This window comes from Bacillus tequilensis KCTC 13622, assembly GCF_000507145.1.
In the GTDB taxonomy this organism is placed as follows: domain Bacteria; phylum Bacillota; class Bacilli; order Bacillales; family Bacillaceae; genus Bacillus; species Bacillus tequilensis.
This window is the reverse complement of the sequence record NZ_AYTO01000034.1, coordinates 205,336-219,998: the sequence shown is the minus strand read 5'-3', so window position 1 is coordinate 219,998 and position 14,663 is coordinate 205,336. Positions and strand designations below refer to the sequence as shown.

15 protein-coding genes and 3 pseudogenes are annotated in these 14,663 nt (G+C 39.0%); 5 read left to right on the top strand and 13 right to left on the bottom strand.

The genetic code is table 11. The annotated features are described in order from the left end of the window. Positions 1–22: 22 nt before the first annotated feature. Entirely contained in the window at positions 23–190 is a 168-nt protein-coding gene (ynzI, locus tag V756_RS01000000122355; RefSeq protein WP_032682097.1) for a small membrane protein YnzI, read from the bottom strand. Between the two features lie 355 nt (positions 191–545). Further along, complete coding sequence (locus tag V756_RS0112575; RefSeq protein WP_024714960.1) at positions 546–1,082, bottom strand: ATP-binding protein; 537 nt, start codon at positions 1,080–1,082, stop codon at positions 546–548. A gap of 205 nt (positions 1,083–1,287) precedes the next feature. Here V756_RS0112575 and V756_RS1000000123495 point away from each other — a divergent pair. Further along, a pseudogene (locus V756_RS1000000123495) lies at positions 1,288–1,429 on the top strand (ImmA/IrrE family metallo-endopeptidase); the annotation flags it as partial. 24 nt (positions 1,430–1,453) lie between these two features. Then, a pseudogene (locus V756_RS01000000122345) lies at positions 1,454–1,852 on the top strand (sigma-70 family RNA polymerase sigma factor); the annotation flags it as partial. Between the two features lie 672 nt (positions 1,853–2,524). Here the strand turns inward: V756_RS01000000122345 and V756_RS0112565 are convergent. The 11 genes and pseudogenes from V756_RS0112565 to V756_RS0112515 form a co-directional block, all read right to left on the bottom strand. Beyond that, on the bottom strand, positions 2,525–3,109 hold the full coding sequence (locus V756_RS0112565; protein WP_024714959.1) for a cupin domain-containing protein: 585 nt from the start codon (positions 3,107–3,109) through the stop codon (positions 2,525–2,527). A 125-nt stretch (positions 3,110–3,234) separates the two neighbouring features. Beyond that, entirely contained in the window at positions 3,235–3,489 is a 255-nt protein-coding gene (locus V756_RS1000000124440; protein ID WP_050585657.1) for an ASCH domain-containing protein, read from the bottom strand. 338 nt (positions 3,490–3,827) lie between these two features. Beyond that, a complete protein-coding gene (locus tag V756_RS1000000124435; protein WP_255210029.1) occupies positions 3,828–3,953 on the bottom strand; it encodes a hypothetical protein in 126 nt (41 codons plus the stop codon). Positions 3,954–4,186: 233 nt separating this feature from the next. Beyond that, positions 4,187–4,651, bottom strand: a complete 465-nt coding sequence (locus V756_RS0112545; protein WP_024714958.1) for a (2Fe-2S)-binding protein — start codon at positions 4,649–4,651, stop codon at positions 4,187–4,189. After that, the gene (locus V756_RS0112540) at positions 4,644–5,486 is read right to left on the bottom strand and encodes an FAD binding domain-containing protein (RefSeq protein WP_024714957.1); all 843 of its coding nucleotides are present in this window, start codon (positions 5,484–5,486) and stop codon (positions 4,644–4,646) included. The genes V756_RS0112545 and V756_RS0112540 overlap by 8 nt, the downstream gene beginning before the upstream one ends. Further along, a complete protein-coding gene (locus tag V756_RS0112535; RefSeq protein ID WP_024714956.1) occupies positions 5,473–7,803 on the bottom strand; it encodes a xanthine dehydrogenase family protein molybdopterin-binding subunit in 2,331 nt (776 codons plus the stop codon). The genes V756_RS0112540 and V756_RS0112535 overlap by 14 nt, the downstream gene beginning before the upstream one ends. Positions 7,804–7,808: 5 nt before the next feature. Continuing rightward, on the bottom strand, positions 7,809–8,429 hold the full coding sequence (locus tag V756_RS0112530; protein WP_024714955.1) for a nucleotidyltransferase family protein: 621 nt from the start codon (positions 8,427–8,429) through the stop codon (positions 7,809–7,811). Next, positions 8,426–9,442 carry an XdhC family protein gene (locus V756_RS0112525; protein ID WP_024714954.1) on the bottom strand — a complete coding sequence of 339 codons (1,017 nt, stop codon included), beginning with the start codon at positions 9,440–9,442 and terminating at the stop codon, positions 8,426–8,428. Before V756_RS0112525 ends, V756_RS0112530 begins: the two co-directional genes overlap by 4 nt. 67 nt (positions 9,443–9,509) lie before the next feature. Beyond that, a complete protein-coding gene (locus V756_RS0112520) occupies positions 9,510–10,526 on the bottom strand; it encodes an FUSC family protein (RefSeq protein ID WP_024714953.1) in 1,017 nt (338 codons plus the stop codon). Positions 10,527–10,791: 265 nt separating this feature from the next. Then, a pseudogene (locus V756_RS1000000124820) lies at positions 10,792–10,897 on the bottom strand (oxidoreductase); the annotation flags it as partial. Between the two features lie 56 nt (positions 10,898–10,953). Then, complete coding sequence (locus V756_RS0112515) at positions 10,954–11,889, bottom strand: cation diffusion facilitator family transporter (RefSeq protein ID WP_024714952.1); 936 nt, start codon at positions 11,887–11,889, stop codon at positions 10,954–10,956. 448 nt (positions 11,890–12,337) lie between these two features. On the opposite strand from V756_RS0112515, the gene rapE reads away from it, so the two are divergent. The 3 genes from rapE to V756_RS0112495 all read left to right on the top strand — a co-directional run bounded on the left by rapE (position 12,338) and on the right by V756_RS0112495 (position 14,280). After that, complete coding sequence (rapE, locus tag V756_RS0112510) at positions 12,338–13,465, top strand: response regulator aspartate phosphatase RapE (protein ID WP_024714951.1); 1,128 nt, start codon at positions 12,338–12,340, stop codon at positions 13,463–13,465. Further along, on the top strand, positions 13,455–13,589 hold the full coding sequence (gene phrE, locus V756_RS0112505; protein WP_024714950.1) for a phosphatase RapE inhibitor PhrE: 135 nt from the start codon (positions 13,455–13,457) through the stop codon (positions 13,587–13,589). The genes rapE and phrE overlap by 11 nt, the downstream gene beginning before the upstream one ends. Before the next feature lie 565 nt (positions 13,590–14,154). Next, positions 14,155–14,280, top strand: coding sequence for a YjcZ family sporulation protein (locus V756_RS0112495; RefSeq protein ID WP_024714949.1), 126 nt, complete (start codon positions 14,155–14,157; stop codon positions 14,278–14,280). Positions 14,281–14,663 lie beyond the last annotated feature (383 nt).

Below are 14,663 nucleotides of genomic sequence, written 5' to 3'. Positions count from 1 at the left end.
ATGGGAAGGAGGGATTTTCTTGTTAAAAACCTTGCAAGGTATAAGTGAAAAAAATAAACAATACAATTATCGTTACGACAATCATTGTTTCTTTAATATAATTTTTATCATCTTCATGCTCTTGTTTCTTTTTTTTAAGTTCTTCTCTATATTTTCTTTGAACTCCTTTCATCTTATCATTCATTTTCATGATTAAACTCCTTTAAGTCCATTTATTTCCCTTGCCCCTCTTACTTGCAATTTTAATAATTTACAAGTAATTACACCAAAAAATAGGATCCGCAATGGCTTTTCCACTCAATGGTACCAGCTAAGCGCTAGCTGGACAGGTTTAAGGGTGTATTTAATCGTTGGTGTTCGGTTTCTTGCAACTGAACCAAAACTTCCTTACGAACAACAAAGTCTACTATGTTGTGGGGAAGCCACCAAAAATAAATCACTGCAGTAAGCAAACTGATAGCGGTATAAAAAACATGCTCAGCTTAAATGCCATTACTGGAACTGTCCTTGAGTTTTGAATTTCCTTTCTTATACAGTCCGTTAGTTTAATTAGAATTCAGATAATCCAAGACACGGTCAACTCTTTCGCTGACTGAGCAATCGCCTTCAATTTTTAACACTGGACAAGATAAATCTGCCATCCAATGTTCGTGTAATGCTTTACTTCTAACTTCCATTCCAGCAGTGTCATATAAAGAAGCCCACTCTAAAAATGCTTTTGATTGTTCATATTTACTGCCGCCGGCTAACACTTCATTTCCATAACGCTTAAATTCCCTATGCCTTAATCTCTCAAGCCGTATATCTTGTGGAATCCATAAGAAGACGACAAGGTCAAAATAACTTTTTAGATCATCACCCCAGCGGCACACTGCGCCAGAAAGAATCCATTTCTCATTTATTGTTAAGTCTTTTTCAAGCAACTTTCTTCTTTCAGGAATTTCTCTTTTTTTAGTGAATTTATCTTTCCAATAGTAATCATCAGTATCAAGATGCGTATGAGGCAAACGCTTTGATAATGCAACACCCAAGGTGGAAGTTCCGACACCAGAGGCTCCCAATATGTGAATATTTCTTTTCATAGTTCCCCCTCCTTATTAAGCAAACAAACTCCCTATTTGTTGCATAAGGTATTTCCTATTATTTTGACATAAATCCCTAAAGACCTTTACTTTTCTAGAGAAATCCAGATGTGTGTTAAAATCATAATACTTAGATATTTAAACCTGTTAAAGCTTCGCACTTAAGCACAGCGGAATTTATAACATATGCTTTGAACATGGTATGCACTTTTGCATTCCCACTTTCATGTTGCGTAATATTAATCTTTCGTACATACAATCACCTGCAATTGAAAATACAGCCATTTGCTAAGAAACGTTTGAGCATTTATTACAGGAAGCTGACTCAACATTTATCAGTGACGTGAAATCTGCGCCCCCCCCCTTTTGTAATGAATAATGAAATTCTCATGCATTTGCGTGCATTGAAAAAAACAAAAAAAGACGTCTCCCTTCATGATCCGATCGGGCAGGATAAGGAAGGGAATGAAATAAGCCTGATTGACGTTTTAAAATCAGAAAATGAAGACGTGATTGATACGATCCAGCTCAATATGGAGCTTGAAAAAGTGAAGCAATACATTGACATTTTGGATGATCGTGAGAAGGAAGTCATTGTCGGGCGGTTTGGGCTTGATTTGAAGAAGGAAAAAACGCAGCGTGAAATTGCCAAAGAACTCGGTATCTCGCGAAGCTATGTATCACGGATTGAAAAGCGGGCGCTGATGAAAATGTTTCATGAGTTTTATCGGGCGGAGAAGGAGAAGCGGAAGAAGGCGAAGGGGAAATAACTTAGCAAAGGCCGGATCGGACATTCCGGCTTTTCTCTATTTTCACTAAAGTTTCTTTTAGATGAAAGAGTTATGAAAATCAGTTTTTACATACTAATAAGCTCTATTGAATATCATTATAACGACAGCTGGAAGCATAACGAGTGTTGCCGCTGACACACTCGCAGGAAATGCAACAAGACAGTTTTACAGATTGAACGATTGTTCAATCATAGGGAATGTGTAACATTCTATCATCCGAAAAATTGGGCACATCGTTATAATGGCGAATATCTAATATTATCATGTTAATCATCTCTATTTCTTCTTTGTGAATCCCCTGTTACAGGATAATAACGTCTGTACATGGTAATGACAATAAGAAAAATAAGCAGGAATGTAATAATAACAAAATAACTAATTCTATCCACACCACCTATTAACGCTTTGTTATTCACAAAATAACTATATACCCTTAGGGGTATATAGTTAAACAAAAATGAATGTCTTTGAGCTGTTAGATTAATTACCATTTCTGACGATTGTACATACCAAAATAACTCAGAAGCCGATTGTACCGGGCTGCTCATTCACTCAGAAACTTGCTCTGCTAGTGGTTCACGCACCACTCTCGATCCTCTACTGGCAGAAACATAGTGATCCTGCTTCTTCCCATGCGTCACTCCAGATTGCTCAAAATTCCGCAGAATCTTCACGCTCACCTTCCGCAGCCGCTGCATCTGCTTTGGTCACATGCACCGTACCAAATGGATGGTTGGGAGGAGCATAAATGGAGTATAGTTTTAATGGCGTATTACCTGTATTTATCACATTGTGCCAAGTGCCAGCAGGTACAACAATGGCATAATCATCGTAGACATTTCTTTGAAAATTTAAATTATCTTTGCTCTTTCCCATTTTAACGATTCCTCGACCCTGCTCAATCCGTAAGAACTGATCGACGTTAGGATGGATTTCCAAGCCAATATCTTCTCCAATACCGATACTCATCAACGTAATTTGAAAATGTTTTCCTGTCCATAAAGCCGTACGGAATGTATTGTTTTGTTTTGTGGCTTTATTGATATTAACAACAAATGGTTTTGGTCCATAATCCTTTAAGAGAGGGTTTCTATCTTCGTATGAAGAGCGCAACTCATCACATCTGTTTGCAGGATCCATCTCATTTGGAGCAGTCCAATAAACAGATCTTCCATCATTATACATCGGTACAGTCACATAATAATAACATTGAGGCGAAAAAGGTATATAGTACATGTTTTTGATCCCCACAATTATAAATTTTTGTGATAGTATCCTATGCACTTATTAAAAGAGTGTGCGAAATCAGGAAAATTTATATTGAACATAAAAATGGACGTGCTTAAAAGAATGTAAAACAATCATTTAAAAAGAGCTGCTTTGTAAGTTCCTTTATGAATTCTCATAAAACCTATATTCATAACTCCTGCTATATTTGCACTAGATGCTTCTATAATTTCTACTTCTATGTAACGTTTTGTTCGATCACCGTTTGACTCACGAATGAACAATTTATCGCCGACCCTATAATCGTTTTTTGCAAGTTGAATTTCACGGACCTTTGTTAACAGGTCATCCAATACATCGGATGACACTTTTATATGATGAATGATCAAAATTCTTCGCTCCTAAATGGCTCTTAAACATTTACATAGCATAACAAACGAGGTTAGTCATTCTTTATTTTCACCTATATGTGCTAATACAAACAACGATAAAGTCCACATAACATTTTTCTGTTTGTCTGAATTTCAGCTTTGCAAAAGTCCTCAGATAATTTTCTTAGCTTTTTTGATTGAACGAGTATTAAAAGGTTATTCGGCCACACCGAAAATGTAAATTGCAGTGCAGTATTGTCTGTTTCTCTGCTTTAAAAAAACATTTCTTTTGACTCAATTGTCAAATGTGCACCAATCCAATAAAAACCCTCCATTTTAGAGGGTTTAATCAACTTTCATGTTTGATTCCGGTCAGATAGTTGATGATATGCTTCCCAGTGTTCTTTAGTAAATGGAGTAACCAAACCTAAACTTAAAGTCACTGCAGTAAGAATTATGATTACGCCTTTTTTCAAATTCATTCAAGCATTCCCCCTGAATTGTTTTTTCCTTTCATGCATTTTTTGATAAACACAGAGGAGAGCAATACACCTTTAGCTGTCATAGTCTAGTCAAACACCGTTTATCAAGGCCTAAGTTTTAAAAATATAAAAGAGCACATTTTTACATGAATAATGGCTTTTCATTTCTTCAATTGAAGTATCGGGTTGTTTCCCCATTTAATACAGTTTTCCCGTAACAGGCGTGTTACGGGCTAATGAGTTCCTTTCGCTGCATGTAAAACAGATTTAACCGCTTCTTCAATCTCCCTATAACCGGTACATCTGCAAATATTGGACTCCAGCCAATCTTTAATCGTTTCATCACTAGCATTCGGCTCAGTATTGACTAAAGCATGGCAATTCATGAGAAAACCTGATGTGCAATAACCGCATTGAAACGCAAATTTTTCAATAAAAGCCTTTTGAATCGGCGTATTGATAAGGCCTTCAATTGTCGTAATGTCCTTTCCTTCCCCTTCTGCCGCAAGCATTAAGCAAGATTTCATCGGTATCCCGTCCGTTAATACCGTACAGGCGCCGCAATCCCCATTTAAGCAGCCTGGCTTTGAACCAGTTAATCCAAGGCGAAGACGAAGAGCATATAACAAAGTATCTGCCGGTCTGACAGAAATCTGTCTTTCCTCGCCATTTACTTTCAACGTAATAGAATCAGACATTGGAACCTCCTTCTAATTCTTGTAAGGCATCTAAGATTGTATGCTGCAAGACAAATATCCGATATTCACTTGATCCTTCTGAATCATCAAGAACGGGTTTGGGTACATACTGCAAAGACCTGCGCACTCTATCTTCTAATGAATAGCTTTTATCGTTAAGCACAGCCTCCATTTCAGCAGAACGAAAAGGAAATGGACAGACACCGCTGAAGGCCATTCTAATCTCATCATCTTTTTTTAGTGCACAAACTGTCACCAATGGATACCCGACATTCCACTGTTGTCTTCTTTTGATACTGACAAATGGCAGGTCCGCATATGTTCGGTCTATAAGGATATGGAATAAAAAATCCCCTTTTTGTAATTGTAGTTCCTTGTTAAATACTTTATTAATAGGATGGTAACGAAGCCCTGCTCTCCCTGCAACCCCTACTAAACCATCGGAAATTAACAACGGCAAAACGGCCTCACGGTAATAGATGTTCCCGCAAATATTTCCCCCCAGGCTGATTTTGTTTCGAGCCGTCCGATCCGCAATTTCACTTACTGTTTGACTTAATAACGGAAACGGATTTTCTTCCTCCACTTTCGTTAATGACACACCTGCTCCGATCACTAGGTAGTTTTCATCAAAACGGATGGCATGAAATTCTGGAAGAGCGTTCATATCTATAACTGCATCCGTATAGATGAGGTTCAACCTTCCTAACGTTATAATTTCTGTACCGCCGGAATAATACAATGGTGTTTTCTTTCCAGCCGCAAGAGAGTGAAATAGATTGATTGTTTCTTGAATTGTTTTCGGTTTAAAATAGTCAAAATCAAATGGTATCATCTTTCCACCCCTCTTGCGCCCTCCATAATTGTTCAGGAATAAGAGGAAGATGATTCAATTGGACACCTAACGCGGCAGAAAGGCCATTTCCTAGAGCTGCAGGCATCCCCAACAAGCCATGTTCCCCGCCGCCGCGTGCCCCATAAGGCGCAATCATATGCGGGGTTTCAACAAATTCAATGATATATTCAGGCTGCTCTCCATAGCGAAGGGGTCTGTATGTTCTAAGCTGAGGATTTAATACTCTTCCATATGGATCGAATACAAAGGTTTCTCTTCCTCCAAATGCAATTCCCATACTCATCGCCCCCATCACTTGACCCCTTGCCGCTTTTTCATTCAAGACGGTTCCTATATCCACAACAGAATAGGCTTTTGTAATTCGATACGTATAATCCCGTTTATCTAACTCCACTTCAATTCCCTGAGCACCTACAGCCCACTCGGGTCCCGGCTTTCCTTTTCCTGTTTCCCGGTCTAAATGAGTCATCCGGGTTAATGTGTAATTGCCGCTTGCAATGATTTGGCCGCCAATGGTATTTCCATTTGGAAACGTATATCCGTAAGCAATGTCTTTTATTTCAACATGTACATTTGGATGATCTAAAAAATACACCTTTCCATCAGCCACTTCTAATTCCTCGACAGGAACTCTTAACACACATGATGCTACGTCCTTAAGCTTTCGAATGGCTTCATCCGCTGCATGTAATACAGCTCTTCCTCCCATTAGCGTTCCTCTGCTGCCTACCGTTTTCCAGTGCTCAGGTGTTGTTTGTGTATCTACAAGCATTTTCACGTGAATTTTATTGATATCCATTTTCATTCGTTCCGCTAAGATTTGGGCTAACACTGTTTTTGTCCCTGTTCCAATTTCCACTACCCCTGACATTAAATTAATGCTTCCATCAGGATTAAAGGTTAAAATCACCCCAGATGTTGCATTTGTATCAAATGTCGACGTTTTCCAAATACAGCTCATTCCCTTTGCCCGTACCTTCCGATCATCAATTTCAATTCTCTGTCCCTCGTCCCAATTCATTAATTCCTTCAATCGTTCAATGCATTTTGGTACATTTCCGACCGTGCTTGAATTGAGAAGAACTTGAGTGGGTGTCGTATCACCAGGACGAATGGCATTTTTATATCTGAGTTCTAACGGGTCCATGTCTAGCTTTTCCGCCAATACATCCATCGTTCGCTCAAAGGCAAATAACACTTCAGCATGACTGTAGCCTCTAAATGCGCTGGGATATGGATGATTCGTATACATACAATATGAATCACACGATATATGATCGATTGCGTATGGACCCGTACAATCAACCGCTCCAGCCCGGCTGATGTCAACGCCTTTATCAGAATATGCTCCGCCATCAAATAAAAACTGAATGTCCGCCGCCTTTAAGATTCCATCCTTTGTTGCCCCTAATTTGACAATGGCGTCCAATCCTATATGAACAGGAGATGTGATCATATCCTCTTCTCTCGAATTAAATAATTTGACGGGCCGGCCACCAACTGCTTTTGATGCCAAATATGCAATAATCTCTAACTGAACGGCTGCTTTTCCCCCGTATGCTCCACCTACTAAAGGCGTTTTGACGATAACCTTTCCGGGTTCAATTCCAAAATACCACTGCATTAATTTTTTAATGGCAAAAGGAGCTTGAGAGGATGTGGTAATGATAATCTCCTCATCCGCCCGAATTTCAACAATCGAGCATCTTGTTTCCATGGCGGCGTGATCAGAAGGATGAAAAGAAATTTGAAACTCTGCTGTCACATCACTTTCCCTAAACCCGTCTTCAATATTTCCTTTTCTGATTTTATCCAGGTTTGCGATATTTGTCTTCGGAACGGGATACACACCTTCCTTCTTCTCATAGCGGTCCACATGTTCATGGACGAGGGGAGCATTCTTTTGGAAGGCCTCACGTGGGGAATTGACGACGGGAAGAGGTTCATAGGACACTTTGATGGCATCCACTGCCTTTTTAGCTATGATTGGATTTTCCGCAACAACAACAGCAACCGGCTCCCCGTGGTACCTGACCCTTTTATAAGCAATCGGCGGCCTGTCTTTAATTTCTTCACCTGCAAGCGGAAAAGGTTCATCGCCCAATATCGCTTTCACTCCGGGAATCTTCCAAGCTTCTGAAAAATCAATAGACACAATATCGGCATGAGCATATGGGCTGATCAGCATTTTTGCGTGTAATGTGCCTGTTTCATGTAAATCATCAGTATATTTCGCCTTACCCGTCACTTTTTCAAGTGCCTCTTTCCGAATCACACTTTTCCCGATATACTCCAACTCATTCACTCCCCGAATTTATTCAGCAGGAAAGTATAATCTTCAACCGTGTCTACGTCATAAAAAAGCGAAGGGTCTTGAAAGTCGATTAATTTTCCCCTATTTATCATCCTTTCACGGATGACATGCCGAGCGCCTTGATCTCCCTTTAATTGATGCAATGCTGGAAAATATTGATTTGAGAATAATATAGGGGGCATAGGAAGATGTTGATTTTCGGCAGCTATAAATGAATAGCGGCGCTCTCTTTGATAGGAATCAATTAACGTATTGATGATATCTGCGGTGACAAACGGCTGATCTGCAAGGAGAATGATAACGGCATCAGCCTCATACTCTACAACTCTTTTTACCCCGCATTGTATAGAGTGGCCCAGGCCCTTACCCGCTTGCTCACATTCTGCCTGGCTCCACTTATTTGAGATAGGAGGTAAAAAGAAAAAATCCGAAAGCCAATGAAGTGAATCTCCCTTTCTCGTTATAACAAAAATATGATCTACTTCAGATAACAGGGCATGTTTAAGCGCCATACTTCCGAGGGAGACGCCATTGAGAAATAAACTGCGCTTATCCGTCCCCATACGTCTGCTTGTACCCGCTGCCAGGTATATGGCCGCTGTTTTCATGAAGCAGACCTTTGTTTTCGCATTTTTTTAATCATCTCGCCAACAATACTTACAGCAATTTCCTCAGGCCCTTGTGCCCCGATGGGAAGCCCAATGGGGGAATGAATATCCGCAGGGATCTCAGCTCCGCCTAATAGCCGCTCGGTGCGCCTTCTGGGGCCTAATACACCTTTATAAAACACATTCTCGTTTTTAAATGTATGTAAAATGATCTGATCTTTTTGAAAGCTGTGCGTCATAATGACTACAAAATCCCTTTTGGTCATGCTCAGGCCTTCCATGACTTCTTCCGGTGCTCCTATTATCAATTGGCCGGCTTCAGGAAAATGGCCGTGATGACATAAAGCGGGACGCCAGTCAATCACCGTCACATGAAAGCCCGCACGAGCTGCCAACGAAACTAGCGGCTTCGCATCTTCTCCTGCTCCGAAGACGTATAGACAAGGTTTTGGGACCATCTGCTGGATAAAAAATAAATCAGATGTATGTTCAACTCGTTTGATTCCCTTTTCCGTCTGTCTCAGTTTTTGAATACACCCTTGTTCCATAACACCCATGCTTCCAAACACTCTGCCGTCTTCAGCTATATACAGATCTTCCTTCGGTTCTAACGTTTCAGTGAATCGTTTCACTCGGGTCACAGACTTTTTTTCATCTAAGCATGTCTTGGCTGTCATCAGATTTCGTTCCAATTCCCCTTTTACAGGCTCAAGTAACACCGTCAAAACACCATTACAGCCAACGCCCTGCCCCCAGGATAAATCGTCCTCCTCACTCATATCAAAGCGGACAATCAACGGCTCTCCCGCAGCCCAGACCTGCTCTGCCCTTTCAGCAAGATCTTCTTCCAGACAACCGGCGGATAACATTCCGACTCTTGTTTTGTCCCCTAAAATTAACATGGAGGCCCCTTCTTTCTTATAAGCGGACCCCTCTACTTTAATTATGGTCGCCAGCACCTTAACATCCTTGCAATTAGAGATTGCATCCAAAATTCTGTGCATATCATCCATTTGATTTCCCCGCTTTTACCAAGTTATATCTACATCTGTATATCCATATTCTTTTTTCAGGGAAATATTATAAATTTCTCAGCAATTTCATTGTTTCTAAAAAAAAAGAGTCTTTATAGACCTTATGACTAGGCGGTGGATATAACAGCATGTTTGAACGGAGAGATGCCAATAACATGTTCTGTTCCTTCTGTTTCCTATTGTTTATTTCACCTTGTTCTATCCCTTTAAAATCTTCAAAACATTCACTTAAAACTTTTAAATTACTGCTCAACTCCAGTTTGTCACTTGAAGATAGAACCCCTTCTTTTTCCCAATCTTTTAACGTTTTCACTATATTGGATACATACTCATATCCTGCATTCATCTTTTGCATCTCTATTTGATATCTTGAAAGGATGATTTTATGCTTTTTACTGACTGGGTTGAATTTTAAGCTCTTTGAGGCCGTTTGTAATATTTCTTTTGCCGTATGCAACTCCTGCAGGAGATTGTTCGTTTTATACTCCATTATGCTCCCTTTTCCTTGTCCCCACTCTAATTGAATCCATTTGGAAAGTTCTAAAAGCATGTCAGAAAGCTGTTGGGCTAATGTTTGAAAAGATTCCGCTGCCTTTTTTGTAAAGTCTGGCGGAAAAAGCAGCATATGAACCAGAATAGCGATGATTACTCCAATAAACGTATCGACTATCCGATCAAGTGCATAATCTTTAGAGTTTCTTTCAAACGTAAATACTAATAAAATGGTGAGGGCTACCTGATGTAAAACAGTTTCATCTAATCTTAACCACTTTGCAATGTAAGTCCCGCCTAATATTAATAGACCCAACATCCAACCGTTGATATGTAAATGACTAACGAGATAGGCTGTTAAAAGGATTCCAACTGCAGTTCCCGCAATACGATGAAGAGAAAATCGAATCGACTGATCTATAGTGGTTTGCAAACATAAAATAACGGATAGAGGCGCTAAATACGGGTGGTTAGAACCCACTAGTTTTGCCGCTTCCCAAGAAACAGCAGATGCAATCGCCATTTTCCAAATCAAGGACGTTTTGTTTTCAATTTTTTTCTTTTTCTTCATCATATTACGCCTCCTTTCAGAAAACCTTTTTCATTAGGTTTCTGTTACTCAAAGGATTTTATACATATAAAAAACTATACATTTAACACGAGAAGTACGGCAGAAGGCTGCAGCTTCTTATGAATACAAAAGAGATACAGCAGCGATACTTTTGCAGCTTTATACCATAGCAAAACTTATAAGCACAAAAAATAGAGCAGTAAACATGTGAGTTACTGCTCTATTTTGCTTAGTTTTTTCAGTCATTTGTTTTACAAATTTCCTACACCTTATGACTTTTATTCAAAATGATAAACTTTTGATCGGATTGTTTAAGATTTACCCTATTGAAATTCCTGCTTGACCACTCCAATTCCTATAGGGTCATACATATTAAGTCCCGGTATTTTGAGACAGGCTAAAACTGAACCTCTTCAGATAAAAAAATTTAATGATGATGGTGGTCATGCGGCTTCTTCATTTTGGCCTGACAAAGGATCTTATTGTCGTGATTATGCGCTGCTGTTTCCATTTGAATAGTTACATGTGTAATGCCTTTATGCTCAAGTTCATGTTCAATTTCCCGTAAAATATTTTCACTTTCAGAAACGGTCAGTTGATCGTCAACAACAGCGTGGCAAGAAAGAGCATTTAATCCGCTTGTGATAGACCATATGTGTAAATCATGAATGTTTTGAATTCCCTCTGTCTCTTTAATTGTATGAATGATGTCAGTGACATCGATATGTTCCGGAGTTCCTTCCATTAAAACGTGAATGGCATCTTTAGTCACATGGTAACCGCTTCTTAAAACAAGAATAGCCACAATGATACTAGCCAATGGATCTGCCCAGCCCCACCCAAAGAAGATGATAAGCACAGCAGCTAAAATGGCGCCTACAGAGCCAAGCATATCGCTTAGCACATGTAAATAAGCTCCTCTTATGTTCAAATTATTCTCTGTGTCTCCGCCTCTCATCATAATCCATGCAACCAATACATTCACAACTAACCCGATAATACTAATCGTAAGCATGCCAGTTGTAGCAACTTCCGGCGGATGAGAGAAACGTTCAATTGCTTCATAAATGATGTAAAGAGAAATAAGAATTAATGCAACCCCGTTTATCACCGCAGCGAGAACCTCAAATCGTTTATAGCCGAATGTATGATTGTGACTTGCCTTTTTTTCAGCCACTCTAAAAGCAAGCAAGGCAACGATTAATGAGATTGAATCGCTTAGCATATGGCCTGAATCCGATAAGAGCGCCAGACTATTTGTTAAAAATCCGCCTACAGCTTCTATTATCATATAACCTGTAATGATGATAAAAGAGAATAATAAAACTTTTTTATTGGATCCTTCAGTATGATTGTGCCCCATAAAGATCTCCTCCTTAACTAAAGCTTCTTGATTTTATCTGTTTATTATTTTTTATCTTTTATTGGGCTTTCTAAACTCACATAAACAACACGATACATGATTACATATTCATATATGAATATATATCCTTTCCTGAAATGTCAAAATATTTTTTTATGAAAGTTCTCCCTGCAAGGTTCTTTTGCATTCAAATAATTCAATACATTTGCGACTTGATTACAACCTCGCGACGACTACCTGATAACAGAAAAAGAGGAGCAAGCACATGGTTTACTCCTCTAACTTCGTTTCGTTACCCTTTGCAGTTAATCAAGCTTCCTAATACGAGGCCAAAAAGTTATTGCGGTCTCACCGAAAATTTTAATTGCGGTGCCGTATTGCCTTTTTCTGCAAACGAAAACTTGTTAATATTTACATTATTAGTAGAGTTAAGGGGAGGGTGAATATCTTGATATCAATTACATCTGCTGAAGTGGGGATGAAGATTAACGAATGGCACAGGCATATTCAAAAGTTCAACGTAACTGATGCTGAAATGCTAAAGGCAGAAATAGAACGTGACATAGAGGTGATGGAAGAAGATCAAGATCTGCTTATTTATTATCAATTGATGGCCTTTCGCCATAAAATCATGCTGGAATACACGTTGCCATCTGATGAAAACCGAATGGAACTTTCAGAATATTTAAAGAAAATCGAAGGCTATAAGAAGAAGCTAGACAATATGCGCGCGTATTATTATAACTTCTTCCGCGGGATGTATGAGTTCAGAAATGGCAAATATACAAAGGCCATTACATATTACAAAAAAGCTGAACGCAAAATTCCTGCGATCTCCGACAAGATTGAAAAGGCTGAGTTTTATTTTAAACTGTCTGAAGTCTATTATCATATGAAGATGACACATATCTCGATGCATTACGCCGAGCTTTCATACAATATCTATAAGAAACATGAACTTTACCTTATCCGGCGTATACAGTGCCATTTTGTCATCGCCGGCAACTACGATGACCTTGAAAATCATGAAAAAGCTCTTCCCCACCTTCAAGAAGCTTTACAGGGTGCCGAGCTGCTTAAGAGTAAAAATACTCACATCTATGCCACTGCATTTTTCAATCTCGGCAACTGCTATCACAAAATGGACAGCTTAAATAAGGCTGCACGTTATATTGAGCAAGCCTTGATTCAATACAGAAAGATAAACTCTGACGTACTTCCGCAGGCCTATCATGATTTAGCGTTGATTTATTTTAAACAAGGCAAAAAAGAATTGGCATTGGATTGCTTCCACAAGGGAATCAGAAGTGCTGCAGCCTTTAAAGACGAACTTTTTATGAACTTATTTGAAGCATTAGACGTTCTTTATTTAAGAAATGGCGATACACCTAAACTCCTCAATATTTTTTCTCGATTAGAGAATGGCAAAGGATACCCTTATCTGGAAGAGATGGCATTGTTAGGAGGCAATCTTTTCGATTATAATGGAAAAATAGAGGATAGTATCATCTGTTTCAAGAAGATGGTATATGCTCAAAAGCAAATATCGAAAGGGGAATGCATGTATGAAATCTAAATTGTTTATCAGTTTATCCGCCGTTTTAATTGGACTTGCCTTTTTCGGATCTATGTCAAATGGCGAAATGAAAGAAGCATCCCGAAATGTAACTCTAGCACCTGCTCATGAATTCCTTGTTTGATTCGATAAACGACGTTAGCTTTAATTCCCTTTAGCCGTTCCTTAACTTCTTTTTCTAATTTCAGACCTCAAGAATCGCTCTATACCCTAAACGAGTCATTTCCGCCATTTAACCCACATAACAGTTCGTTTCCGTCATATTTTGTTATGACGGAAACGCAGCAGCAAAGCGAAGGAATACAAAGATGTAAAAAGTAACCTGGTCAAAATAAAGGGAGTCACAGCATGTTGAATTCTGACTGGAGCTGCACCGCCTTTATTTCCTATTGCATTTTTGTTCCCTTTTGGAGCGCCTGGATGAAAGGAGCGCTCCTTTTCATTTTTCTTCCCACTTACCGTTTGCTTTCCATTTACGGATAGTGCTGCAGATTACGTTTAATTGTGCCTTTACACTGATCCACCTCTAGATCTCATCATTGAGTTTCTGTTTGTTTTACTAGTTTTTGTTGATGTGCCCAGTCGCGCTATTAGACAAAATATTCATTTCTTTTTTTATAGCCTTAAATCTATGTCGAAAATTATGCTTTGGCATACCTTATACTATCTCCACTAAAGGAGGTGACGTTATGGGATTCTATGGTGGCTATTCTGGTGGATACTCTGGCGGCGGATATTCAGGCGGCAGCAGCTTCGTATTGATCGTAGTGTTATTCATCCTGTTGATTATTGTTGGTGCTACATTCCTTTACTAATCTCAGAGTTAATCTAAAGCCTTTTGAATCACCTTCCTGTAATGCTACAAACGCCATAAGAAGTTTTTATGGCGTTTTACTATGTTTCATTAATCAGGACAAAGTTTCTAAATCAGAGTTAATAAATAAAAGAGAGGAGCATTTAGCTCCTCTCTTTTATTTTTTACTCATCTATCATTTCTATTAAGGATGTCCTTTCTCTATTTCATTTATTGTATAGAAACTTTTTTGTTCTCCCTCTTTGGAATTTCAAGGAGTGGAGAACTTACCTGTATTGATTACCAGCTACACTTATGATCATCCCAGGAATCATGGTATTTGTCAGGAAAGGAAGAACTGCGACTGGCGGTTCTTTAAGTGTATATTCCTCTTTTAAATCAAAC

What these genes read in the sequence shown, in the direction of transcription:
- ynzI (WP_032682097.1), bottom strand. Translation starts at nt 190, where the DNA reads ATGAAAATGAATGATAAGATGAAAGGAGTTCAAAGAAAATATAGAGAA.
- V756_RS0112575 (WP_024714960.1), bottom strand. Translation starts at nt 1,082, where the DNA reads ATGAAAAGAAATATTCACATATTGGGAGCCTCTGGTGTCGGAACTTCC.
- V756_RS0112565 (WP_024714959.1), bottom strand. Translation starts at nt 3,109, where the DNA reads ATGTACTATATACCTTTTTCGCCTCAATGTTATTATTATGTGACTGTA.
- V756_RS1000000124435 (WP_255210029.1), bottom strand. Translation starts at nt 3,953, where the DNA reads ATGAATTTGAAAAAAGGCGTAATCATAATTCTTACTGCAGTGACTTTA.
- V756_RS0112545 (WP_024714958.1), bottom strand. Translation starts at nt 4,651, where the DNA reads ATGTCTGATTCTATTACGTTGAAAGTAAATGGCGAGGAAAGACAGATT.
- V756_RS0112540 (WP_024714957.1), bottom strand. Translation starts at nt 5,486, where the DNA reads ATGATACCATTTGATTTTGACTATTTTAAACCGAAAACAATTCAAGAA.
- V756_RS0112530 (WP_024714955.1), bottom strand. Translation starts at nt 8,429, where the DNA reads ATGAAAACAGCGGCCATATACCTGGCAGCGGGTACAAGCAGACGTATG.
- V756_RS0112525 (WP_024714954.1), bottom strand. Translation starts at nt 9,442, where the DNA reads ATGGATGATATGCACAGAATTTTGGATGCAATCTCTAATTGCAAGGAT.
- V756_RS0112520 (WP_024714953.1), bottom strand. Translation starts at nt 10,526, where the DNA reads ATGAAGAAAAAGAAAAAAATTGAAAACAAAACGTCCTTGATTTGGAAA.
- V756_RS0112515 (WP_024714952.1), bottom strand. Translation starts at nt 11,889, where the DNA reads ATGGGGCACAATCATACTGAAGGATCCAATAAAAAAGTTTTATTATTC.
- phrE (WP_024714950.1), top strand. Translation starts at nt 13,455, where the DNA reads ATGAAATCTAAATTGTTTATCAGTTTATCCGCCGTTTTAATTGGACTT.
- V756_RS0112495 (WP_024714949.1), top strand. Translation starts at nt 14,155, where the DNA reads ATGGGATTCTATGGTGGCTATTCTGGTGGATACTCTGGCGGCGGATAT.